Genomic DNA, 25,673 nt, shown 5'->3' on the forward strand with positions numbered 1-25,673 from the left:
ATTGATGATAGAAATAAGAGATATATGATACAACATTACCTGAAAGTAGCAATCCGGAATCTGCTGAAGTATAAAGTGCAGACGGGAATTAGTATGCTGGGCTTGGCGGCAGGTTTTATCTGCTTTGTCTTATCGGCTTTTTGGATTCATTATGAGATGACTTACGATCAGTTCCGGAAAGATGCCGACCGGCTTTATTTGGTGCGGGTGAATGATGGTTATGCCGAAGGACGGATTACGTGGCGTGTGCCGATTCCATTAGGTCCGTATCTGAAAGAACACTTTCCGGAGATAGAATCGTTTGCCTATTTCTATTCGTTTGAATATCGGGTGAAGGTAGAAGGAAGGTACGAAAAAGCCTTCTTCTCGTCGGCCGATAGTGCTTGGGTGCAGATGATGGATGTCCAATTAGTAGACGGAAACCGGAACTTTATGCAACAACATTCTACAGAAGTGGCAATTACGGAAGAAACCGCCAAAGCTTGGTTTGGCCAAGAGAATCCGTTAGGAAAGGAATTGGAAATAGGAATAGACGATAAAAGAACGATTGGCGCTGTTGTTCGGGTGAATAACCGGCATACCAATTTCCCAATTGCTTTGATGGGTGATCCGCAAACTGGACGTACGTGGTGGTATCAGAGTTGGAATATATTGGTAAAGGTGAAAGAAGGAACGGATATTCCGGCATTGGAAGTCAAGATAAGCGAAAATCTGCCCTATGAACTCATTCATCCGTCAGAGACAAGGAATACCGGTATTGAACGTTTATATCTTACGCCTTTAACGGAATTGCGCTATGCGAAAGATTTCCGTGATCAAAGTGAAGGTGGCATTACTTTCCGGTACATCGTTTATTTCTCTGTAACCGGTTTATTGGTGATTCTCTGTGCGCTGATGAATTATTTGACCTTGTTTATTAACCGGATGCAAGTCCGGAAACGGGAAATGAAGCTTCGTCTCGTACATGGAGCGTCAATACAGTCGTTAGTCCGTTTGTTGGGTTTGGAGTTCTTACTTCTGTTGATTGGTTCGTTCCTGATCGGGATGTTAGGTATGGAAATTCTTTTCCCGGCCTTCCTGGAGTTGACGGGAACGGATGCCGGTCGAACTTCCTTGTATGGAGAAGCTTTGCTCTTCTTAATACTTATTTCTGTTTTGTTGCTGGGTGTGGCAATCGGTGTGATTTATGGTATCCAACGCAGGCAATTGCAGGGATCAGGAAATGGAGAGAGCGAACGTCGTTTCCGTACGTGGATTCGGAAAGGCAGTATTGTCTTCCAGCTTTTTATCTGTATGCTTTTTATGACGGGCACACAATGGATGAACCGTCAGTTGGATTATTTGCGCCAGCATGATTTAGGAATAGAGTTACACAACCGGGGTTATTTTGCCCTCGATAGGACAGAAAATACTTCACCTTTCGTTGAGAAGTTGAAACAACTACCGATGATTACCGAAGTCCTTCCGGCCGATTATCGTCCCTTGGTGTCGGATATAGGGGCAACTGTTGGGCAGATTTATCAATGGGAAGGATTGGAGCAGAAGCTGGATGTACCGATGCCGATCAACTTGTTTGTAGGAGATGAAACGTTGGCCCGCTTTTATGGGCTTACGCTTTTGGCTGGTGAATGGCTGAACGAATTTTCCGGCTATGGAGAGATAGTGATCAATGAATCGTTGGCTCGGCGTATGGGATATACACCGGAAGAAGCTGTTGGGAAGCATATTCGGATGGGACTACAAACTGCCAACCAAAAGATCAAAGGTGTAGTGAAAGATTTCCAATATAAGGCTCCGACCGAACAAATGCCAAATACAGGTTTTATTATTGGGGATGAAATGGGAATTATGCTCCGGAGCAACGGCATCCTTTTCCGTTTCAAGGAAGGAACATGGGACGCTTGCCGCACGGCAATTGAACAGCTTTGCCGGAAAGAAGCTCCGGATAAAGAAATTAGGCTTGTCAATGAAGAAGAGTCCTATAATAAATACCTGCAATCCGAAGCCATGCTGGCCCGTTTGCTGGCATTCGCCTCGTTGGTTTGTATATTGGTTGCAATCTTTGGCATCTATTCATTGGTGACGCTTACTTGCGAACAACGTCGTAAGGAAATAGCCATTCGGAAAGTCAACGGTGCTACGGTACGGAATATCCTTTCGCTATTCTATCGGGAATATATCGTATTGCTACTGTTAGCGGCATTACCGGCATTTCCGTTGGCTTATATCTTGGTTAAACATTGGATAGAAACCTACACGCGCCAGATGCCGATTCCGATTGCTCCGGCATTGGGCGTTTTTCTTGTCTTGTTATTGGTCGTCGGATTGAGTATTAGTTGGCGTGTCTGGCGTGCCGCCCATGAGAATCCGGCGGAAGTCATCAAGCGGGAATAAAGAAGACAAACAGGTAAGGCAATAAAGTCTGATAGCCTTGTTAAGTTCAAATATAGAAACAGATAAACTGAAAAGATATGATACTACATTACCTGAAAGTGGCTGTGCGTAGCCTGATGAAGTATAAGATGCAGACGGCAATAAGTATTGTCGGTTTGGCTGTTGGTTTTGTATGCTTGGCCTTTTCCATGATTTGGATTCGGTACGAGTTGACGTATGATGATTTCCACCGGGGAGCGGAACGACTCTATGTACCGTATCAAACCAGTGGACTTGATTTGAAAGGCTTTTCTCCCCGTTCAGTTTTCCCAGTGGGTAAGGTGATACGGGAAACTTTCCCGGAAGTGGAAGATGCGGCGTCGTTCTCTTGTTGGACGACTCAAGCCGGACGAACTGAGGATGAACGGATGGAAGTTGAATATATACGAACTGACTCGGCTTTTATCCGGATGTTTGATATCCGTTTGTTACAAGGAAGTTGGGGATTCTTGCATAAGCCGGAGGAGGAAATCGCCTTGACACAGGAAGCGGCGCAACGCTTCTTCGGATCGATAGAGGATGTGTTGGGTAAAGAGTTGTATTTGCTTGGGAAATCGAGGAAGATAACGGCTTTATTATCGGGTTGGAGTAAACACTCCAATTTCTTTTATGAGATTATAGAAGGTGTTCCAGACAAAGCCAATGATAATTGGACGGCGAGTGGCTTTTATTCCTGTCTGCGCTTGAAGGAAGGCGTGGACAGGAAGGTGTTTGCCGAGAAGTTGAAGCAAACAAACCTAAACCCGAAAGGTATTGTCTCTGTGAGTGGATTGATGTTGGAGAGGCTGATGGATTGCCATTATACCCTGTTTCAAGATACAAACCGGATTGCTTTACAATATGTCCAGTTGTTTTCGGTGGTGAGTATGTTGATTATCGGTGTAGCATTGGTTAATTTCTTTTCCATGATGGTGACACGCATTCGCATCCGCCGGAGAGAAATCGGGTTACGTGTGGTTTGCGGTTCGACAACGGGTGGGCTGTTCCGTTTGTTTGTTTCCGAATTGGTGTTGCTTATGTTGGGCAGCGGACTTTTAGGACTGGTGTTTCTGGAGGTCGCTAAAGAAAAGTTTCAGGAACTATCGGCGGTAGAAGGTGGACTTTATCTGCCGGCTTTGGGTTATTTCTTTTTCCTTTTCCTTGTATCTGTATTACTTTCGGTGGTAATTATCCGTTATTATAGCCGGAAATCCATCATGGAAACTTTGCATCATACGATTGGAAATGTACGGGAGCGGATGTTCTTCCAGCAAGGTAGCATTGTTATTCAGTTGACAATCTGTGTCGGTATTTTATGGGGCTTGTCGGTTTTGTTTCTTCAACTGAACCATTTGTCGTATACAGATATTGGTTTCGAACGTGACGGACGGGCAACGTTTTCTTCTGATCCACAAGAAGAAGGTGTGATTGCACAAATCAAACAAATACCGTATGTGCAGGAAGTGAAAGAGCTGGTTTCGCTCTTCCCCCGGCGAAGCATGGCAGCCACGCTTGTCAATGCATGGGACGGAAAGTCGGAGAATGATGAACCTTTCGAGATGCAATATATTCCCGAGGGGCAAGAATTTATGGATTTCTACGGTCTTCGGTTGATTCAAGGCACACCGTTGTCGGAACAGACAGATGGTCATCAGGTTTTGATCAATGAGACGGCGGCGAAACGCCTGGGCTGGGCAGATCCGGTTGGGAAATACTTCGGATATGTGGATCCGGAAGGGAGGTTTCGTCGTGACTTTACCGTGGTAGGTGTGATTAAAGACTTCCACATTTCGGCTCCGACAGATCCGGTACAACCGACTTTGCTGGCGGGTTATGGTGTCGGAGCAATCCGTCTCGGGCGGAATATCCTATTACGTTTCGATGAAACCCGAACGGCTGATTTGCATCGGGCGGTTGAATCCATCATGCAAGGTTTGGACGGTCATCATGATTTCGAATTGAAGACCGTTCGTGAAGCCTATGATGAATACCTGACTTCCGAACGTTCGTTGATGAAGCTGCTCGCTTTTGTATCGGTAGTTTGTATAGTAATTTCTCTGTTTGGTGTGTATTCGCATGTGACGCTTGCTTGTGAACGGCGGCGGAAAGAAATCGCTATCCGAAAAGTAAACGGGGCAACGGCTTGGCTTATCATGCAAAGCTTCCTGAAACAGTATGCTTGGATGTTGCTTCTCTCCTGCCTCATCGCCTTTCCGGTAGGGACGCTGGTGATGCGACGTTGGTTGGAGCAATATGTTGAACAGACCACGATAAATGGTTGGTTGTATGGTTTGATTATGGTAATCTTGGCTTTGTTTATCGGACTTTGTACCGGACGAAGTGTCTGGCGTGCCGCGCATGAGAATCCGGCGGAAGTCATCAAGCGGGAATAGCTCGACGATGCTTCCTGAGCTGCGGAAGGCCTGTCGAGCACTCCGACGATGCTTCCTGAGTCGCGGAAGGTCTGTCGAGCACTCCGACGATGCTTCCTGAGCTGCGGAAGGTCTGTCGGAGTACTCGGATGATGCTTCCTGAGAAAAGGAAGGCCTGTCGGACACTCGGACAGAGCTTCCCGAACAGCGGAAGCATCGTCCGAGGATTTAGAAAAAGGAAAAAGAATTAAAGAAATAGATACAATGAAAACACTTACGTATGCATGGCGTTTCTTGGCTCGGTCCAAGGCATATACGATAATCAATATCTTGGGATTGTCGTTCAGTTTGGCTTGTTGCCTGATTTTAATGAGGTATATCCATCGGGAACTGACGGTTGATACACATTGTGTGGACCGGAATGAGGTGTATGCTGTGATTATGAATATGGAAGGTTACCGAGGATTAAGCAGTTATTCGAACGGAGACGAGAAGGATAGTACTTATATTGATCCTCGTTTTATCGAGATGATCGGGAGCGCAATTACAATGCAAGACGATTATGTATTGTCGGGTAACCAACGTTTCCAGGCGAATGTACTGGCAGTGGACAGTGGTTATCTTCAGTTGTTTCCATATCAGGTAGTTGAAGGAAAGTTGTCATTGGATAATCCGCAGTCGGCTTACCTGATGGAAACTTTTGCCCGTAAACTTTTCGGGAAAGAAAATCCGGTGGGAAAAGTGCTTCGGTATAGCAACGGGAAGGATGTAACGGTGGCAGGCGTATTGGCCGAACCGGCTTGTAAGACTTTGCTTCGATTTGATGTCTTGCTCTCTTCATCTATATCAGAACATTGGGAACGTATCCCGACCGAGTTTTATCGTTTTTCACCGGGCACGGATATGGCAGAAATCAATCGGATTGCTTCGAATCCTCGTTTTGTGAATCCGCATATGAAAGATATAGATACGCGGCAGGAAACTTTTTCCTTTATCCCTTTGAAAGAGATTTATTGGGAAGAATCGGTCATGAAATCACTCCGCGAAGATCAGATGTTCAGTTACGGCGTTCGCTCCTACTTGTATGTGATTGGTGGTATCTGCTTGTTGCTTTTCCTGACAGGTATGATCAATTTCCTGAACTTGTATCTGGTTTCCTCTTTGAAGCGAGGGAAAGAATACGGGGTGAAACGAATCTTCGGGATTCATCCTCAAGGTCTGTTTGGACAAATGTGGCTGGAAAACTTGCTGCTGGTCGGCATTGCTTTGTTCTTTGCCTGGTTATGGATGGAGATTACAACGCCTTGGATAGAACATTTGTTGGCTTGTCACTTTGTTTATACCGTTTTCGATGTTCAGCTTTCGGTTGTGATCTTGGTGTTCCTTCCATTATTGACGGCAGCTTATTCATATCTTAAGTATAGTCGGATGTCGCCGATTGTTTCGATTCAATCTGTCGGACAAAACAGCCGTTCGGTTCGGGTACGTATGGTATTTCTTTTTGTACAGTATCTGTTCTGTTTCTTACTCGTTACTCTTTCTTTATATTTCAACCAACAATTGTCGTTGATGTTGCATACCGATCCGGGAATCCGGACAAAAGATATCATCCAAGCCAATTTGATTTATGAATCGCGCGACATGGCAATCTATCGAGATCCGGCAAAGATTCAGGAACGAATAGACCGTATTTATCACATTGATCAGCAACTGAATGCTTGTCCGCATATTCAACATTGGACAAACGGTTATGACTGGTTGCCGAATCCGGGATACAGTACTCTGTTTACGAACGAAGCAGGTCAGGTTCAGAATGTTCAGGTACATACGATTTGTGTAGAATTCTTTCATCTGTTTGATATACAAGTTTTGGAAGGAGCTTTACCGGAAGCAGATGGTCAAAAAGGCACTTATTTCGTTGTAAACAAAGCAGCGATGAAAGCTTTTGGGTTCGATAGTTGCGAGAATGCTCGGATTGCAGAAGATAGTGATGTGCGTGCTTCCAGAAAAGATCCGTGGAAACCTGTTTGTGCTGTGGTAGAAGATACATATATGAGTCATGTGAGCGAAGGAATCAAGCCAACCGTTTATCGGGTGTTTGTAGGTTATGGCGGTGATTGTTATCAGATAGCTTGCACTCCAGGTCATACGAAAGATGTATTGGATTATTTACGGAAGATAGAGCTTGATACTTATGGATCGGAAGACTTTGAATATTCTTTACTCGAAGATGATATGCAGGCTCTTTACCGGCAAGACCGCCAGGTAGCGTATATTTATACCGTCTTTGCAATGGTGGCCATTGCAGTATCTTGTCTGGGTTTGTTTGGTTTATCTTTGTTTGATGTCCGACAGCGTTACCGTGAAATAGGCATCCGAAAAGTGAATGGCGCCCAGTTGAAAGATATTTACCGCTTGTTGTTCCGGAAATATATGTTCCTGTTGTTGGTATCCTTTGCCGTTTCGATACCGATAGCCGTAGCCGTGATTATCCGTTATACCGAGAATTTCGCGGTCAAAGCGCCGCTGGGAGCAGGAATCTTCCTGTGGTCATTACTGTTGGTATCGGTTATTTCGTTGGGAACATTGTTCTGGCAGGTAAACCGGGCGGCACGGATTAATCCGGCGGATGTAGTGAAGCGGGAATAAGTTGGGATATATTCTTCCGTTTCCCGGGAGATAAAGTTGGAAAGAGGCAGAAGGGAAAGTTGGATTCATTAGACCAATTCTTTAGTTCACGGCGTGAACTAAGTAATCCACGGTGTGAACTAAGTAATTCACGACGTGAACTAAGTAATCCGCGTCGTGAACTAAAGAATGGGATGTCGGATCCTTACTTTTTCTTCCGGGCTTGACAAGTTTATCAGGTGTGAACGATAGATAACGAGGAAGAGTGTGCGTTCGTGCACGTTATTTGTGCGAAGACGCACAGGTGATTATCAGTAGGTAGTTCGTTAAGTTATTGTAAACATAGCATTTATCTGTTTGGCATACGTTTTGTTTATGTGTTTGTAGATATAAAAGAAGAAAACATGAAACACGTGTTGTTATCATTGAGGACAATTTTCCGTTTTAAGACTTATACGGGGATTAATGTAGCAGGCTTGGCACTGAGTTTGGCTTGTGTGTTTATCTTAGTACGTTATATCCATCAGGAAATGACGGTAAACCACTTTGTTCCGGAATTGGATCGGACGTTTCTGACGGCTGAAGTAAAAGAAGACGGAAGTGTTAGGTTGTCGAGTAGCTGGAATCCGAATAAGGATGTGGAATTCCGAAGTCCGTTGGACGATCCGTCTGTTGAACGATATAGCCGGTTCATCTTGTTGGGAGAAGACTTTATCGAAACGGGTGGTTCTCGATATAACTTAAACTCGTTAGTAGTCGATACGTCGTTCTTTCAGTTGATTCCTTATCCTTGTCTGGAAGGAACGATGAGGCTGGCTCCGAATGATACCTTGATTACACATACTTTCGCAAAACGGATTTTTGGAAAAGAAAGTCCGATAGGAAAAGAATTTACAACGTCAACCGGGAAATTGGTTCGGGTCGTAGGTGTAGTTGGTCAACCTTCTACAAAGTCTTCTTTTCAGTTTGATATGGTATTTTCCACTGAATTGACAGATTGGTCACTGGTGCCATACGAAGTAGTACGCCTTTATCGTCCGGAAGATGTTGTGGCATTGAATAAGAAGAATGCGAAACCCATGAAATTAAGTTATACCATGGATGAAGAAATCTTTTATCGGATGTATCCGCTACGAGAACTTTATCTGAATCAAGAGGTACAAATCTACGTTAAGACGTTCTTGCGTGGAAATACGGATGTCTTGAAGTTATTGGCATTGGTATCGGGTTTGATCTTGTTGGTAGGCTTGTTCAATTACGTGAATCTGTACACGGTGGTAATGCAGAAGCGAGGGAAAGAATTAGGTATAAAACAGATCTTCGGAGCCAGTAAGAAGCAAATCTTCGGACAATTGTATGTCGAGAATATGTGTCTGAACGGGATCGCTTTGCTGGTAGTTTGGTTGATCGTAGAAGTCACCCGACAAGTAGTAGCTACGAAGTACGGTATTCCGGTACAATCGGATTCTGGATTTGACTGGCTGTTATCGGGAAGTGTATTGTTTGTCTTGCCTTTCCTGACAGTTCTTTATCCATTCTGGAAATATACTCATGCAATACCTGTCCGTTCGTTGCATTCGGTCTTTGTCGGAGGTAAATCGTTGGCTTCCCGTTTTATCTTTTTGTTTTTCCAATATATTATTACGTTTTGTCTGGTGGTTACGGCGGTCTATTTAAGTCGGCAACTCTATTTCTTACTGCATACAGACGTAGGTTATCAGACAGAGAACGTGATTCAATGCCGTTTCTGGCGGGAGAATCCGTCGATCTATTCCATGTCACCCGAAGAATATGATAAGGAAATGGCTAAAAATAAATCAGTTTGTGCTTTGGTGGAACAACGATTGAAAGAATCTCCTTTGCTGACGGGTTTTGCCTATGGCGAACCTCCTTATCAGTTGAATTGGGAACTGAAGTTCAGTACTGAACAAGGTGAGACAGCTGAAGTCTTATGGATGATGACAGACAAGGAACTGATGGACTTGTTTGGCTTTCAGGTAGTAGAAGGACGAACTTGGAATGAAGAAGACGAGCTTACGCAATACAAGCTGATTGCCAACCGGGCTTTCCTGAATGCCTTGCATATTACAGGCTGGAAATCGACCAAGGTAACGCCCGATCGCCGTTTGTGGTGGAGCAGTCTCGAGAATGCGAAAACACCACTTCCTTATGAAATTGTGGGTGTGATGGAAGACTTCCGGAGTGGACATTTATCCGGTGGGAACAAACCGATCATCTTTGCTTTCGGCAAAGGCGATCCGCGTGATTGGCTTTATATCTCTTTCGTTCCCGGCAAACAAAAAGAAGCGATTGCGTATCTCAAGCAAGTATATGCCGAAGCCATAGGAAGTGGCGAGTTTGCGTATTCATTGGTTACAGACGAGATTGCCAAGCTGCATGCAGAAGACCGGAAAGTGATGTTGGTGATCATCACCTTTGCTTTGATAGCTGTAGGTATTTCCTGTCTGGGTTTGTTCGGCCTTTCGCTGTATGATATTCGTCAACGTTATCGGGAGATTGGTTTGCGGAAAGTGCATGGTGCACAAGTCGGCGATATTTACCGGTTATTGATCAAGAAGTATGTTTACGTCCTGTTGCTGGCCTATCTGGTTGGTTCTACCGTAGCCTATCTCAGTATCGAGCGCTATATGGAAACCTTTGTTCATCGTGCACCTTTATCCTTATGGATATTTCTGGTTGCAGGAGCCTTGATCGCTTTGGTTGCTTTGCTGACTTTGTATGAACAAGTCCGGCGTGCCTCTCGGATTAATCCTGCGGATGTCATCAAACGGGAGTAAATTAGTAAGGCAATCAATTTATACTGTGCGTTCGTGCACGTTATTTGTGCGAAGACGCACAGGTGATTATCAGTCAGTAGTTCGTTAAGTTGTTGTAAACATAGCGTTTATCTGTTTGGCATACGTTTTGTTTATGTGTTTGTAGATATTTCAACTGAGAAGCAATATGATATTACATTACTTGAAAGTTGCTGTACGTAGTCTGATGAAGTATAAGATGCAGAGTTTAATCTCTGCTATTTGTTTGGCTGTCGGGATTGTATGTTTCAGCTATGTCTATTTATTTGTATCGAATGTAGATAAGTCTGATCAACTATCCCGTTACGACCGGCGTGTTTTGATACAGGCTGTTTGGGAAAATCAATTGAGTACGAAGTTTTCTTTCGATGAGGTTTTACGGTTGGAAGAAGAACTGAAGCCGTTGGGTGTCTCTCATGTGGCGGCTTATACATTTGCAAATGAGGGAGAAGTCGAGTTTTTGGATTCAGAAGGAAAAGTTACTCCTTATTTGTTCCGTTACAGTTATGCCAATGCTTATTTCTTTCACTATTATGATATGACTTCGGAATTGGATTTATCGGAATTAAAACCTGATGAAGTTGTTTTGTCGGCAGCCTTTGCCCGTAAGGTATTCGGAGACAAAGATCCGAGAGGAGAAACATTGCGTCTGGCCGGTAAAAAGGGCGAAGGAAAAATCTATCGGATAAGAAGCGTTGTAGATGATTCGAAGATACAAATGGATTATCAACAGGCGGATTGTTATTTCTCTGTGGAAGTACAGCCTCGGATGAATAATATATTTGTTGAATTGTTCTTGCTGGACGGTATGTCGTCTCAGGCATTCGAAGATGTTGTTGGAAAAATGTCTTTTCAGCGGGAAAGCGGAAAGATCTTATTGAGGCCTCAACTTAATAATCAGGATGGAGTGCAGAAAAACATAGCCAAATTTCTTTTACTGATGCTTTCTTCATTGATTCTTGTTTCAGGCATGATCCAGTTTCTGAAGTTTGTTATCCAGTTGTTCTTTACTCGTCAGCGAGAATTGGCCTTGCGTAAATGTATGGGATCAGATAAAAAGGGGATTTTCATGCTCCTGGCTTCCGAAGTATTTGTTGTGATGACATTGGCCTGGCTGTTATCATTATTATTCTCAGAATGGACTTTATTATTACTGAAGAACTACTTGCCGGATCAGATGCTTTCTGCGTTGCCTTGGAAGCATGTATATCTGATTCAATGTGTGGTTTATATACTTGTCATAGGGATCAGCTTGCTTATTATTATTTCTCCTGTATTGAAGTTGCAATGGGTGTCGATGAATCATTTCATTCTGACGGGTCGGAAAAAGCATATATGGCGCAATATCATGATCGGAATACAATGGACCATTTCGATGTTTTTCGTAGGAGGCGTGATCTTGATATGGATGTCGTGGAATGAACTGATATTCGACAAAATGTATATGCCGCTATCTGATCAGGAAGAAGACCATATCGTGATGCTTCCATTAAACAGTTCTCGGCTGAAAGAAAATATAGAACCTATCATTACAGAAGTACGTAAAATGCCGGAAGTAGAGGAGGTTACTTATATTTCAATGTTATCTGATTTGCAGAGTTACACGTACATGAATTATAAACATGCCGACGGAAGAACTTCGCTGGTTCAGATGGGCTCCGGGAATACGGACTATTTTCGTTTCTTTCATATCCCGATGGATGGAAAAGAAGTCGATGTGACCGCAGACGGACAAATCTATGTGAGTGAAAAGGTAAAGCAAGTACTGGATCAGGAAGGCAATATAGGTACTATCCGCTTGGACGATAAGGATTATCAGATTGCCGGTGTTTATAAAGCATTGCATGGAGAGATAGAAGATCCCAGATTTATGGGTTCGGTCTTTATGCCTTCTTCTTCTGCCGGTTATTATTATATCAAACTGAGTGAAGGAACGGATGTCAGTCTTTTAACGGATCAGATTACTGCTGTATGCCGTGAGTTTGTCCCGATCACTTTACCTTTGGAAATTTATTCATTGGAACAAGAAGTTGAGGTTCTTTCTGTTATCAAAACCATGCGTTTGGTTTTGCTTATGTTAGCACTGATCAGTATGATTTTGGTTGTGTTGAGTATTTATTCGGCCATATCAATGGACACATTAGGAAGAAGGAAAGAAGTCGCCATTCGTAAGATCAACGGGGCAAGGTCATGGGATATAGTCTTACTGTTTGGGAAAGTATATATATTCATTTTCTTCCTTTCATTTATTGTTGTCTGTCCGTTATTGAAGATTGCTTTCGATGAAGCTTTCTACGGCATGATAACTTGTATCTACCGTTGGAATTGGATGTTCTATCTATTCATCATTATGGCATTCTTGCTGGTCAGTGTAACTGGTTTCAAGATCTGGCGAGTGGTTTGTTTAAATCCGGCGGATGTAATCAAACGGGAATAATAAATCTAATAAGAATGATATGAAGTACAGTTTTATACTGAAAATGGTTTTACGTGGGTGGTGGCGGAACAAAGTGTTTTTCCTCATCGCCGTGATCAGCTTGTCGATCGGATTGGCAGGGACGAATCTGTTGCTGACTTATTTTATCCATGATTATTTTATGGAACGGGATAATCCGGATAAGGAACGGATCTTCTGCTTGCGGCAGGATAATCCGTTTGATGACGGGCAGAAAGTGGCTTTTGCTTCGGTAGAGGCGGCTTCGGATGTACAGAAGAAGATTCCCGGTGTGGAGAGTTTTATGCAGATACAGGAGTATGTTGTTTCTGTTATGTATAAAGGACAGACATATTCTGATTTGGAAATGATTGGGGCTGATTCTACTTTACCGACTTTCTTCCCGGTAGAAGTTATTTCAGGTGACTTGAAAGAAGCTCTTACGAGTCCGAATAAGATAGCCATTCGGGAATCTGTGGTAAAACGGATCTTTGGAAAAGAAGATCCGTTGGGCAAGACTTTGGAAACAGAATCGGAAGGAAAGAAAACGGCTTATGAAGTGGTTGCGGTGATGGCAGAGCAAACTCAGTCGTTGTTGAAGTATGATGTATTAACAAGTAAGACGGCTGATTATTGGGGTGGAGCCACGTTCTTGAAGTTATTGCCGCATGTTTCAGCAGAACAGGTGGAAAAGGCGATTCGGGCAGACAAGTCGATTCAGACGATGATGCCGGATCGAACTCAATATTATGTGGATTCGTTGTCAGAGCTTTATTTTGTCCAGTCGCAAGGAACGAGTCAGCAACAGCTTCCGTTTATCCAGCAAAGCCAGGTACAGTTATTATATATCGGTTTGCTGGCTGCTATTTTGATCTTGGTGATTGCCTGCTGCAATTATACCAATATGAACTTGAGCCGGCTGATGCAGCAGTTAAAGATGATTCATGTGGAGAAACTAATGGGTGGAACGCTCCGTGAAATCCGGATGCAGTTATTGGGTGATGTGGTGCTGACGGTTGTGATCTCGTTCTTGCTTTCCTTGTTGATCATTGCAGATGTATTACCGGTGTTCAATACGATACTGAAGTCTCGGATGACGTTTGCTTTCTTCTTCAGCGGACAAGTATTTCCGTTATTACTTGGCTTCTTATTGGTGATGGCTCTTGTTCCGGCTTGGTATGCTAGCCGACGTTTGATGCGGTGGTCGTATTCTGAATATAAAATGGTCTCGACCGGAAAGGGAAAACATGTACTGATGGCGGTATTGGTTGTCGTCCAGTTTGCCATTTCCTGTGGTTTGGTATTGGCCACTTGCATCGGAGAAAAGCAACAACGTATGATTCTGCAACAGGCGTCTCATTACGAAGGATTGATCGAAACGGGAGATATGTTTTCGCCTCCGGCAGCACCTTTGAAGGCTGAACTGGAAAAGCGGGTGCCGGGAATCGAATCGATATCTTTGTCGTTAGGCTCTGTGCTGAATTCTCCCATTCGGGAATTGCAGATTCCCCAACCGGACGGTACGGAAAAGCGTACTTATATGCTGACGTTATACAGTGATTCTTCTTTTCTGGAGACGATGCATATCCGACAATTGACGGGACATTCGCCGGCTCGGCTTCAGCAAGAATATGCTTATCCGGTATTGGTCAATGAAAGTTTCGTGCGTCAGTTGGTGCCGGCAGGAGTAGATCCGATTGGCCGTCCATTACAGGAATTTGATACCTATGCCGATTCTTTATATGTAATCGGTGGCACCGTTGAAGACTTTCCGATCAATTCGTTGGAGAAGGAGATAACACCGATTACCATTCACCTGCCTGCTTCGTCGGCCTTGGGTAATGCGAATGTATTGCATATCAAACTTCGTCCGGAAGATAAAGAAGAGACGATCCGTCAGATAGCTCAGATATGGGAAGAGATCAATACGAAGCAAGCCTTTCAATATATGGATATGCACGCCTTGTTTATGGAACGGAATGCGCGGTTTGTCTCTTTTGCACAGGTCATCACTGTATATGCCGTGATCGGATTGTTGCTGACTTTATTCGGCTTGTTTGGTATTACGTGGTATGCTACGCGCCAACGGATACGGGAAATCAGTATCCGGAAAATACATGGTGCCAGCCGTTGGCAGATTGTCTGGCTCCTGAACAAGCCGTTTATGGTGTATGCTGTGATAGCTTATCTGATCGCTCTTCCGATAACATACGGACTCCTTTCCAACTGGCTGGAGCAGTTTGCTTATCATGTATCTTTCTCGATACTTGACTGGCTATTGCCTTTCTTGGTGATTTGGCTGGTATCTGTCATTACTGTAGGTATTCAGGCGTATGTTTTGATGAAGGTTGATCCGGTGAAGTGCCTGAAAGTTGAGTGAAAGATTAAATAAAAACAAAGAAATGAACAAACTTAAAAACTGAAAAGATATGATTAAGACAGAAAATTTACAGAAGGTTTTCCGTACAGACGAGGTGGAAACCTGGGCGTTGAATAACGTAAGTATAGAAGTAAAGAAAGGCGAATTTGTCGCTATTATGGGACCTTCGGGATGTGGTAAGTCCACTTTGCTGAATATTCTGGGCTTGTTGGATAATCCGACTAACGGAACGTATTATCTGGACGGCATAGAAGTCTCGAAATATACCGAATCGCAGCGAACGAACTTGCGGAAAGGTGTCATCGGCTTTGTGTTCCAAAGCTTCAACCTGATAGAAGAATTGAATGTCTATGAGAACATCGAATTGCCGCTTTTGTATATGGGTATTCCTGCCAACGAACGGAAACGCCGTATCGAAGAAGCGATGGACCGGATGGCGATCAGTCACCGTTCGAAGCATTTCCCGCAGCAGTTGTCCGGCGGTCAGCAGCAACGTGTGGCAATTGCCCGTGCTGTTGTCGGGAATCCGAAGTTAATCCTGGCCGACGAGCCGACCGGTAACCTGGATTCAAAGAACGGAAAAGAAGTGATGGAGCTATTGACCGAATTGAATAAAGAGGGAACAACCGTCGTTATGGTAACGCACTCGCAGCATGATGCCGGTTATGCCGGACGAACCATCAATCTGTTCGACGGACAAGTGGTAAACGAAGTGCAGTTGTAAGCCTGAGCCAAAAACGTAAATTAACACACGGCATGCAGCATTTTTATGGGTTTCTGCATTATTATTAGAAAATGAATAAACAGTTAACGAATAAAGATGCATTATGAAAATGAGTTTTAAGAAATGGATGGTATTGGCAGTCGCTGCCGTGTGTTCAATGGGATTTCAGTCTTGTTTGGATGATGATGATAATGATGCGTATTATCTGACCATTCCGAATGCGTTGGTAACGGTAAAACCAACCAGCGAGAATGCGTTCTTCTTGCAATTGGATGATACAACAACGTTGTTGCCGGTTAATATGACTTCTTCACCGTTCGGATCGAAGGAGGTAAGAGCTTTGACGAACTTCTCGGAAGTAAACGAGCCCAGCGAAGGCTATTCAAAGGCTGTTCATATCAATTGGATTGATAGTATTCTGACGAAGAATATCGCTCCGGATCTGGGCGCAAAGAACGATTCTATTTACGGGAAAGATCCGGTTGAGATTGTTGGAGACTGGGTAACTATCGCAGAAGACGGTTATTTGACGTTACGTTTCCGTACAGCCACTTCGTTTGGCTCGAAGCATTTCGTCAACTTGCTTTCGACAAACAACCCGGAAAACCCGTATGAAGTGGAATTCCGCCACAATGCTTATGGCAATACCTACGGTGAGATGGGCGATGGACTGGTAGCTTTCAAGTTAGACAGTCTGCCGGATACAGAAGGAAAGACGGTGAAGTTAAAGCTGAAATGGAATTCTTACAGCGGAGAAAAGTCGGCTGAGTTCAATTATTGTTCTCGTAAGTCAACGCCGGCAAGTGCTTCCATCGCTTCTGAACGGGCTACCTTGTCGTTAGAATAAGCTTCGGAAGTAAGCAGTGCGTTGTTGAGAGCTGATCTCACAGGCGCAACAAGTCTTGCAGGAACAAATAAGACCGTGGTACAAACGAATGAGGTTTGTGCTACGGTTTTTTTATGCTACAACCTGATTCTTTTATCAATACATGCGATTTATTTTGTCTTTCCTTATCAGATAAACTTTATTCGCCTTAGGCGTTTTTATATTCGCCTACAGTGAATATATATTCAGACTAAGCGATTATATGTTCGCCCAGGGCGAACAAAGAAAATGCAGTTAGATTCTCTGGTTTTTGTATAAGGAATCCAGAAAAGTTTCAAGTATAGTTGAAACTTTCTCTGTTTTTGCCAAAAGTTTCAAGTATGATTGAAACTTTTCCCTAAGGATTACTTTTTTTTGTATCCTCAAAAAAATCCCGATTATTTTGTAACGAATCCGAAGGTTAACTCGTCATATAAGTGAAAGCGCTTCAGAAAACGTGCACGACTGGCGAAGCTCGCTTGAATGAATGTTTAATGAATGGATAAAACTAACGGATATGAAGATGAAAGGTTTATTTTTGGCGGGACTTTTATGGATGACTGCAACCGGAATGCAGGCGAGAGGTATTGAACATTTTATGGATGAACTGGCCTCACAACAGGAAGTGACACGGGTTTCTTTAGGCGCTGCAGCGATGGCTCTCGGCAGTATGTTTACAGATACCTACGGAGTAAAGCATATCGACGTTTTATGTCTGGAGCATTGTTCGGATGAAGTCCGGACGAAGTTCGGTCAGGCCATTGCCGACTTGCATGATCCCGACTTTGAACCGCTTGTTTCGCATTCGGAAAATGGAGAGCGGACCAAGATATTGGTGAAGATAAAAGATGAAATGATCCGGGAAATGGTGATTTGTCATGTCGACGACGAGGTGGCTGTTGTTCGCCTGAAAGGAAAGATTAAACCATCGGATATCGAACAAGTCATACAGGATCATGGAAGTGACCGCTGATATCTTTAAGCGTCTTTATCTGCCATTTCATCCAAAGCTTTATCGGATTGCATTTGCTTTGGTCGGGAATCAGGAAGAAGCGGAGGATATCGTACAGGAAGTTTATTCACGTCTGTGGGAACGGAGGGAAGAACTGGCAGCTGTCCGGAATCCGGAAGCGTATGCCATTACGTTGACCAAACATTTCTGTCTGGATTATCTTCGTTCTCCACGGGCCAGCCGTCAGGCAGCCGAGCTGGAAGAAACGGGAGAGTTCCAGTCTGACTCATCTCCGGAAAAGGAAACGGAAGAGAAAGACCAGATTCGGCAGATACAACGATGGATCGATAAACTTCCCTTGAATCAGCAACAGGTACTGAGGTTGCAGGGAATGGAAGATTATTCAGTTGAAGAGATCGAACAGATCACCGGTTACACAGCCGGTAATATTCGGGTTTTACTTTCGCGTGCCCGGAAAACAATACGCGAGCAATTCAATAAACTGTATGGAAAATGAATGATCAGCAAATAGACGAATTAATCAGACAGGCGTTGAAGGATCAAAGTCGGGTTCCGGCACATCTGGAAAAACGACTAGAACAGCATATTGACCAGCTGGCTGCGGAAGATAGGAAAGAGGTCCGTATTCCGATGTACAGAAACCGGATCAGGCGCTGGTGTGTGGCGGCAAGTATTTTGCTGGTATTGGGAGTAGGGACAACGGTTTATTTCTCGGCTTCAGATGCCCGACCAAAGGATACGTTTGATAATCCGGAGGAAGCCGCAATGGCTGCCGAACATGCCTTGACTTTGTTGTCGCAAAACCTGAATAAAGGCTTTGGCGAAATGAATCAGGCTCGGCAGGAAATGGAAAAGATACACGCAGTATGGACGAAACATATAAATGATCAGACAAAATGAAACATCAGATTTTTTTAATCGTATGCCTTTTGTGCTTAAGTCTGACAGGCTATGCACAGGACAAATTATTTGATAAGTTCTCCGATATGGATCAGGTATCCTCGGTTTATATATCCAAATCCATGTTTCAGATGATGCCGGAATTATCGACGGCCGGTTTGAATCTGATTCATCTGAAAGGGAAGATTGACAATCTGCAAGTACTGTCAACCGAAAATGCAGCCGTCCGTGAAGAGATGAAAAAAGACTTTCATGCCGCCATTGGTAAAACCTATGAGTCGTGGATGAAGGTAAAATCAGAAGGAACGAAGGCTGATTTTATGGTGAAGAAGAGCGGCGACAAACTCCATGAGATGATTATGCTGGCCGATACGGATTCTTCTTACGTAGTTATCCGGATGACGGGTAATTTTACAATGGACGATCTGCAGGAATTAGCCGGACAATCCGAAAATGATAACAAAAAGTAAAACCATACTTCCCTCATAAATCCTATCTCATTTCTAACTATCTTTGCAGAAAGAAACTAAGATATTGAGAGATGAGATTCGATTACGATGTAATAGTAGTAGGAGCAGGACATGCGGGCTGCGAAGCCGCTGCCGCTGCGGCCAATCTGGGTTCGCGTACGTTGTTAATCACGATGGACATGAACAAGATTGCGCAAATGAGTTGTAATCCGGCTGTCGGAGGAATCGCCAAAGGACAGATCGTTCGTGAAATCGATGCGATGGGTGGCTTTATGGGGATTGTAACCGACCGGACAGCCATTCAATTCCGGATGCTGAATCGGAGTAAAGGTCCGGCTATGTGGAGCCCGAGAGCACAGAGTGATCGTGCCCGTTTTATTGAAGCCTGGCGGCACGTCTTGGAAAATACGCCGAATCTGTGGATGTGGCAGGACAGCGTAAACGAATTAATCATCGAGAACGGTCGCGTTTGTGGCGTAAAGACCGGCATGCAGGTTGAGTTTCGTGCCGGAGCGGTTGTACTTACCAACGGAACATTCTTGAACGGTTTAATGCATATCGGGCGGACTCAAATTCGGGGCGGTCGTATTTCGGAACCGGCTTCGACAGGCCTGACGGAACAATTGGTTTCTTTGGGTATTCAATCGGCCCGAATGAAGACTGGAACGCCGGTTCGTATTGATGCCCGCAGCGTACATTTCGATGAAATGGCAGAACAACCTGGTGAAGACGATTTCCATAAGTTCTCTTATCTGGATACGTCACACCGAGAATTGAAACAGCTTTGTTGCTGGACTTGCTTTACCAACGAACGAGTGCATGAAATTCTTCGGGAAGGTCTCCCCGACTCTCCTCTTTACAACGGACAGATTAAAAGTATCGGTCCGCGTTATTGCCCCAGTATCGAAACGAAAATTGTTACGTTTGCTGATAAAACGCAACATCAGCTTTTCTTGGAACCGGAAGGTGAAAATACGCATGAATTATATTTGAACGGATTCTCTTCTTCCCTGCCCTTGCAGATACAGTTACGCGCTTTGCAGGCAATCCCTGCTTTTCGTGATGTACAGATTTATCGTCCGGGTTATGCTATTGAGTACGATTTCTTCGATCCGACGCAGTTAAATCATAATTTGGAGACAAAGCAAATCAAGAATCTCTTCTTCGCCGGACAGATTAATGGTACGACAGGATATGAAGAAGCCGGCGGTCAAGGTTTGGTAGCAGGAATCAATGCACACATCAATTGCCATGGCGGCAATCCGTTTGTTTTGGGACGAGATGAAGCTTATATTGGCGTATTGATCGATGACTTGGTGACAAAAGGCGTAGATGAACCCTATCGTATGTTTACATCGCGGGCTGAATATCGTATTCTGCTTCGGCAGGACGATGCGGATATGCGTCTTACAGAAAAGTCTTATCAATTAGGTTTGGCAAACGAATACCGTTATCATTTGCTTCAGGAGAAAAAAGAACAGCGCGATCAGCTGATTCATTTCTGTGAGAATTATTCTGTCAAGCCGCAATATATTAATGCTGGTCTGGAAAGTTTGGGAACTGCTCCCCTAGCTCACGGCTGCAAACTTTATGATCTGGTTCTTCGTCCACAGTTGGATTTGTATAAGCTGGCCGATTTGATTCCGGCATTGAAAGCTGAATTAGATAAAGTATCCTTGTCTCGTAAGGAAGAAATTATTGAGGCTGCTGAAATCCTGATGAAGTATAGCGGATATATCAAACGCGAGCAAATGATTGCCGACAAGATAAACCGTTTGGAGAATATCCGGATTAAAGGAAAGTTTGATTATAACAGTATTCAATCTTTATCAACTGAAGCGCGGCAGAAGCTTTGTCGGATTGATCCCGAAACCATCGCTCAGGCAAGCCGAATCCCGGGAATTTCCCCGAGTGATATTAATATCCTATTGGTGTTGATGGGACGTTAAGCTGATGTTCCACGTGAAACATTACTTTAGGTGATGGGTGTAAATAGCTGGTTTTAGGAGAATAAGTAAATAAAAACGCGGATGAGTAAAGAAATACTTGAACATATTAAGACGATCTTGGCTGTTATTCCGGAGAAGCCTGGGTGCTATCAGTACTTTGATGAGAAAGGAACGATTATCTATGTCGGAAAAGCAAAGAATCTGAAGCGACGGGTGTCTTCTTATTTCAATAAACAGCATGATAGTAATAAGACGCGGGTGCTAGTTAAACAAATCCGGGATATCAAGTATTTTGTTGTCGAGACGGAAGAAGATGCATTGCTCTTGGAGAATAATCTGATCAAGCAATATCATCCGCGATACAATGTCTTGTTGAAAGACGATAAGACTTATCCTTCGATTGTAGTCAAAAATGAATATTTCCCGCGGGTTTATCAGACGCGGAATATTGTTCGTGACGGTTCCCGTTATTATGGCCCCTATCCTTCTGTTTATACAGCCAAGGTGATGTTGCAACTGATCAAGGATCTTTATCCAATCCGTACCTGTAAGTATCCATTAACGCCTGAATCTATTCGAGAAGGACGGTATAAGGTTTGTCTCGAATATCACATCAAACGTTGTAAAGGTCCGTGCGAAGGTTTGCAGACGTTGGAAGAATACCAGCAGAATATTTCGGAAATCAAGGAAATTCTGCGGGGAAACATTTCGCAGGTAAGTAAACATCTCTTCGATGAGATGCAAAGTCTGGCAGCCGAGTTGAAGTTTGAAGAAGCTCAAAAGCTAAAGGAAAAGTATGAAGCCATCGAGAATTATCGCTCCCGATCGACTGTCGTTCCGCCGATGCTGCATAATATAGATGTGTTTTCGATTACCGAAAATGATCCGTCTGCTTATATCAATTATCTGCATATCGGGAATGGCGCCGTTGTCCAGGCTTATACATTCGAGTATAAAAAGAGATTGGATGAAAGCAAAGAGGATCTATTGGTCATGGGCATTATCGAAATGCGAAAGCGTTTCGAAAGTCGGGCTCGGGAAATTATAGTTCCTTTCCCGTTGGATCTGGAACTCGATGGTGTGACAATTACTGTTCCTCAGCGAGGCGATAAGAAGAAACTGTTGGATTTATCGATTATGAATGGAAAACAGTATAAAGTCGATAAATTGAAGCAGGCAGAGAAATTGAATCCGGAACAACGGAATACACGTTTGCTGAAAGAAATTCAGGAAGCCTTGCATTTGAAAGAATTGCCCGTTCAAATCGAATGTTTTGATAATTCCAATATCCAGGGAAGTGATCCGGTAGCAGCTTGTGTCGTCTTTAAGATGGGAAAACCTTCCAAGTCGGATTATCGGAAATATAATATCAAGACAGTTGTCGGCCCTGACGATTATGCATCCATGAAGGAAGTCGTGCGCCGGCGTTATCAGCGACTCCTGGATGAAAAGGCTTCCCTACCCAATTTGATTATTACCGACGGTGGAAAGGGACAAATGGAAGTCGTGCGTTCGGTTGTGGAAGATGAATTGCATCTTTCGATTCCAATTGCCGGCTTGGCCAAGGATAACCGTCACCGGACGGCTGAATTGTTGTATGGCTTTCCTCCGGAAGTGATTGGCATGAAATTAGACAGTCCGTTGTTTCATCTGCTGACTCGCATGCAGGACGAAGTGCATCGTTTTGCCATCACGTTTCATAAAGACAAACGAAGTAAAGGGCAAACCCGTTCGGAATTGGATACAATCAAAGGTGTCGGTGAAAAGACGAAAACAGCCCTTCTTCGAGAGTTTAAGAGCGTGAAACGAATCCGGGAAGCGAATCTGGAAGATTTGGCAAAAGTGGTAGGTGAAGCAAAAGCCAAATTAATAAAAGAAAGTTTGAACCAAGAAACAACAAAATAAGTTTATAATATGAGAACAGTAATTCAGCGTGTGCAGCATGCTTCCGTTACAATTGATGGAACCTTGAAATCAAAGATCGGAAAAGGCATGTTGGTTCTGGTTGGAATAGAAGATCGGGATACGCAGGAAGATATTGAATGGCTTTGTAAGAAGATATGTAATCTGCGTATCTTCGACGATGAAAACGGTGTTATGAATCGTTCTGTCGTAGAAATTGACGGTGAAATATTAGTGGTTAGTCAGTTTACATTACAGGCTTCTACAAAGAAAGGTAATCGTCCCTCCTATTTGAAGGCCTCTAAACCGGATTTCGCCATTCCGATGTATGAGAAGTTCTGTGCTGAAATGGGACTTCATTTGGGAAAGGAAGTGCAGACCGGGACTTTCGGCGCTGACATGAAGGTGGAATTGTTGAATGATGGTCCGGTAACAATCTGGATCGATACGCAGAACAAAGAATAAGTATGGAACAGGAAGTAACACTTCGGGAAGCGCAGCAGCGTGTCGACGATTGGATAAAAACCTATGGCGTTCGTTATTTCAATGAGCTGACGAATATGGCGATTCTGACGGAAGAAGTCGGTGAAGTCGCTCGCTTGATTGCCCGAATTTATGGAGAGCAGTCCTTTAAGGAGAGTGACAAGCAGAAAGATTTGGGCGATGAAATGGCGGATGTCCTGTGGGTATTGATCTGTTTGGCGAATCAGACAGGAATTGACTTGACTGCTGCTTTTGAAAAGAATCTGCAGAAGAAGACAAATCGCGATAAAGAAAGACATATAAACAATCAAAAACTATAAGATATGGAACATACGCACGATTGCCATTGTGGTTGCGAACATGATCACGGAATGGAAGAACGTTCTGAAGAATTTGCCAAGGTGAATGCCGATAAATATCATGAAGCGTTTGGCAAATTTGAATCTGTTGGAACCAATGAGGAAGTGAAAGCTCAGGTAACAGCTCTACTGGATAAACATGCGAAGGAAAACTTCACTTCGGAAGTATTGAAGAAAATCCACGGTTTCATCGATCTGACGTCATTGACAAGCTTGGATACGAAAGAGAGTATCTGGAAGATGGTTGAATCAGTTAATGATTATGAAGGTACTCGTCCGGATGTACCTAATGTAGCGGCTATTTGTGTATATCCTATTTTCGTGGAAACCGTTAAGCAGGCATTGACGGCTGAGCATGTAAAGATCGCAGCTGTTAGTGGAGGTTTCCCGGCTTCTCAGACTTTTACAGAAGTGAAGGTGGCTGAGACGGCCATGTGTGTGATGGAAGGCGCCGACGAGATAGATGTTGTGATTAACTTAGGCTGCTTTATGGAGGAAAATTACGAAGATATGTGCGATGAATTGGCCGAAATTAAGGATAGCTGTCGGGATGCTTGTCTGAAGGTTATTCTGGAAACAGGTGCATTGGCAACGGCAGAGAATATCCGTAAGGCTTCTATTCTGGCCTTGTATTCGAATGCTGATTTTATCAAGACTTCTACAGGAAAAGGTTATCCGGGCGCTTCGCCTGAAGCTGCCTATATCATGTGTCAGGTAATTCACCGTTATCACAAATTGACCGGTCGTAAAGTTGGAATTAAAGTTGCCGGTGGAATCAGAACCGCTGAAGACGCAGTCAACTATTATACGATTGTCAAGGAAGTATTGGGCAATGAATGGTTGACAAGTGACTTATTCCGTATTGGAGCCAGCAGCCTGGTTGGTGATATCGAACATCGTTTGGGTAAGTAATTGTGGCTTTATAATAGCAAAAGAGGCATAGAATGTTGTTGCTGACTTCTATGCCTCTTTTCTTATTTCTGACGTGTAATAACGTATTTCGCTAAATTCTCAAGAGCTTCTTTAGCCGGTGAATTCGGTAGTTTCTGTAAAATATCTACGGCCTGTTGGTAATAAGCCTGCATCTTTGATTCAGCATATTCAATGCCTCCGTTAGCTTTGGCAAATGAGATGAGCTGTTCGATATGCTCATCGGTGAAGTCTTTCCGCAGAATGATGTTGAGAAAACGGGAAGCTTCTTCCCCACCCTGCTTAAGTGCATGCAATAAAGGCAAGGTTACTTTTCCTTCCCGAATGTCGTTTCCTGTCGGTTTCCCGATATTCAGTTCATGGAAGTAATCGAATATATCATCTTTGATCTGGAAGGCATAGCCTAAATTGACACCAAATTCATGCAGCAATTGGATATTTTCTTCAGAAGCGTCGGCAGAAATAGCACCGATCGTGGTGCAGGCCGCTAACAGAGTTGCTGTCTTTTTATAAATAACCTGCATATAGCAAGCTTCATCCACGATGCTTTCATCGGCATTTTCCATTTGTTTGATTTCTCCTTCTGAAAGATCTTTTCCCAGACTAGATACGATTCCGATAATTCGGAGATTGCCGGTCTGGATAGAACGGATTAATGCCGAAGACAAGACGTAATCGCCCGTCAGCACAGCTACACGGTTATCGAAGATAGCATTTAATGAAGGAACGCCACGACGTTGTTTAGTCTCATCAATCACATCATCATGTATTAGGGTAGCAGTATGCAGAAGCTCCAGGAATACTGCGGTGTTGATGGTGCTTTCAGTTACATTTCCACAAGCTTTGGCTGCCAATAAGACCAATAAAGGACGAATATGCTTCCCGGTTGATGCCAGGATCCGGTCTATAACAGCTTGAAGACGGCGCGTGTCACTTCTCAATGATGCTTCAAATTCATCATTGAAACGGGCAAATTCTGCGGCTACAGGCTTTTCTATAATACTTCTATCTATCATATTTGAATAAACGATGCGCAAAAGTAACAAAAACTATCGAGTAAGCGACTTTTTTTGTAC

At 43.7% G+C, this 25,673-nt stretch carries 18 protein-coding genes; 17 read left to right on the forward strand and 1 reads right to left on the reverse strand.

Going from position 1 to position 25,673, the window contains the following annotated elements; genetic code table 11:
- Nucleotides 1-24: 24 nt before the first annotated feature.
- The 17 genes from MUN53_RS03425 (at nucleotide 25) to deoC (ending at nucleotide 24,579) form a co-directional block, all read left to right on the forward strand.
- A complete protein-coding gene (locus MUN53_RS03425; RefSeq protein ID WP_243323409.1) occupies nucleotides 25-2,394 on the forward strand; it encodes an ABC transporter permease in 2,370 nt (789 codons plus the stop codon).
- Nucleotides 2,395-2,471: 77 nt separating this feature from the next.
- Entirely contained in the window at nucleotides 2,472-4,805 is a 2,334-nt protein-coding gene (locus tag MUN53_RS03430; protein WP_243323410.1) for an ABC transporter permease, read from the forward strand.
- A gap of 243 nt (nucleotides 4,806-5,048) precedes the next feature.
- Entirely contained in the window at nucleotides 5,049-7,433 is a 2,385-nt protein-coding gene (locus tag MUN53_RS03435; protein WP_243323411.1) for an ABC transporter permease, read from the forward strand.
- Between the two features lie 383 nt (nucleotides 7,434-7,816).
- Nucleotides 7,817-10,210, forward strand: coding sequence for an ABC transporter permease (locus MUN53_RS03440; protein ID WP_243323412.1), 2,394 nt, complete (start codon nucleotides 7,817-7,819; stop codon nucleotides 10,208-10,210).
- Nucleotides 10,211-10,376: 166 nt separating this feature from the next.
- Nucleotides 10,377-12,665, forward strand: coding sequence for an ABC transporter permease (locus MUN53_RS03445; RefSeq protein WP_243323414.1), 2,289 nt, complete (start codon nucleotides 10,377-10,379; stop codon nucleotides 12,663-12,665).
- Nucleotides 12,666-12,684: 19 nt separating this feature from the next.
- On the forward strand, nucleotides 12,685-15,042 hold the full coding sequence (locus MUN53_RS03450) for an ABC transporter permease (protein WP_243323415.1): 2,358 nt from the start codon (nucleotides 12,685-12,687) through the stop codon (nucleotides 15,040-15,042).
- A 49-nt stretch (nucleotides 15,043-15,091) separates the two neighbouring features.
- Nucleotides 15,092-15,766, forward strand: a complete 675-nt coding sequence (locus MUN53_RS03455) for an ABC transporter ATP-binding protein (RefSeq protein ID WP_022456055.1) — start codon at nucleotides 15,092-15,094, stop codon at nucleotides 15,764-15,766.
- Between the two features lie 103 nt (nucleotides 15,767-15,869).
- Nucleotides 15,870-16,613 carry a NigD1/NigD2 family lipoprotein gene (locus tag MUN53_RS03460; RefSeq protein ID WP_022456054.1) on the forward strand — a complete coding sequence of 248 codons (744 nt, stop codon included), beginning with the start codon at nucleotides 15,870-15,872 and terminating at the stop codon, nucleotides 16,611-16,613.
- A 535-nt stretch (nucleotides 16,614-17,148) separates the two neighbouring features.
- Entirely contained in the window at nucleotides 17,149-17,604 is a 456-nt protein-coding gene (locus MUN53_RS03465; protein ID WP_243323416.1) for a DUF4252 domain-containing protein, read from the forward strand.
- Nucleotides 17,594-18,100 carry an RNA polymerase sigma factor gene (locus MUN53_RS03470; RefSeq protein WP_243323473.1) on the forward strand — a complete coding sequence of 169 codons (507 nt, stop codon included), beginning with the start codon at nucleotides 17,594-17,596 and terminating at the stop codon, nucleotides 18,098-18,100. Before MUN53_RS03465 ends, MUN53_RS03470 begins: the two co-directional genes overlap by 11 nt.
- A complete protein-coding gene (locus MUN53_RS03475; protein WP_243323417.1) occupies nucleotides 18,097-18,504 on the forward strand; it encodes a hypothetical protein in 408 nt (135 codons plus the stop codon). The genes MUN53_RS03470 and MUN53_RS03475 overlap by 4 nt, the downstream gene beginning before the upstream one ends.
- Complete coding sequence (locus MUN53_RS03480) at nucleotides 18,501-18,974, forward strand: DUF4252 domain-containing protein (protein ID WP_243323418.1); 474 nt, start codon at nucleotides 18,501-18,503, stop codon at nucleotides 18,972-18,974. Before MUN53_RS03475 ends, MUN53_RS03480 begins: the two co-directional genes overlap by 4 nt.
- A 71-nt stretch (nucleotides 18,975-19,045) precedes the next feature.
- Nucleotides 19,046-20,923: a tRNA uridine-5-carboxymethylaminomethyl(34) synthesis enzyme MnmG gene (gene mnmG, locus MUN53_RS03485; RefSeq protein ID WP_243323419.1), complete on the forward strand. Its 1,878-nt coding sequence runs from the start codon at nucleotides 19,046-19,048 to the stop codon at nucleotides 20,921-20,923.
- An 81-nt stretch (nucleotides 20,924-21,004) separates the two neighbouring features.
- Complete coding sequence (gene uvrC / locus MUN53_RS03490) at nucleotides 21,005-22,828, forward strand: excinuclease ABC subunit UvrC (protein ID WP_243323420.1); 1,824 nt, start codon at nucleotides 21,005-21,007, stop codon at nucleotides 22,826-22,828.
- Nucleotides 22,829-22,837: 9 nt separating this feature from the next.
- On the forward strand, nucleotides 22,838-23,290 hold the full coding sequence (gene dtd, locus MUN53_RS03495) for a D-aminoacyl-tRNA deacylase (RefSeq protein ID WP_022456047.1): 453 nt from the start codon (nucleotides 22,838-22,840) through the stop codon (nucleotides 23,288-23,290).
- Between the two features lie 2 nt (nucleotides 23,291-23,292).
- On the forward strand, nucleotides 23,293-23,628 hold the full coding sequence (locus MUN53_RS03500) for a nucleotide pyrophosphohydrolase (protein ID WP_243323421.1): 336 nt from the start codon (nucleotides 23,293-23,295) through the stop codon (nucleotides 23,626-23,628).
- A 3-nt stretch (nucleotides 23,629-23,631) separates the two neighbouring features.
- On the forward strand, nucleotides 23,632-24,579 hold the full coding sequence (deoC, locus tag MUN53_RS03505) for a deoxyribose-phosphate aldolase (RefSeq protein WP_243323423.1): 948 nt from the start codon (nucleotides 23,632-23,634) through the stop codon (nucleotides 24,577-24,579).
- Between the two features lie 62 nt (nucleotides 24,580-24,641).
- On the opposite strand, the gene MUN53_RS03510 is transcribed toward deoC, so the two are convergent.
- A complete protein-coding gene (locus MUN53_RS03510; protein ID WP_243323424.1) occupies nucleotides 24,642-25,613 on the reverse strand; it encodes a polyprenyl synthetase family protein in 972 nt (323 codons plus the stop codon).
- Nucleotides 25,614-25,673 lie beyond the last annotated feature (60 nt).

This window comes from Parabacteroides faecalis (assembly GCF_022809355.1).
Taxonomy (GTDB): domain Bacteria; phylum Bacteroidota; class Bacteroidia; order Bacteroidales; family Tannerellaceae; genus Parabacteroides; species Parabacteroides faecalis.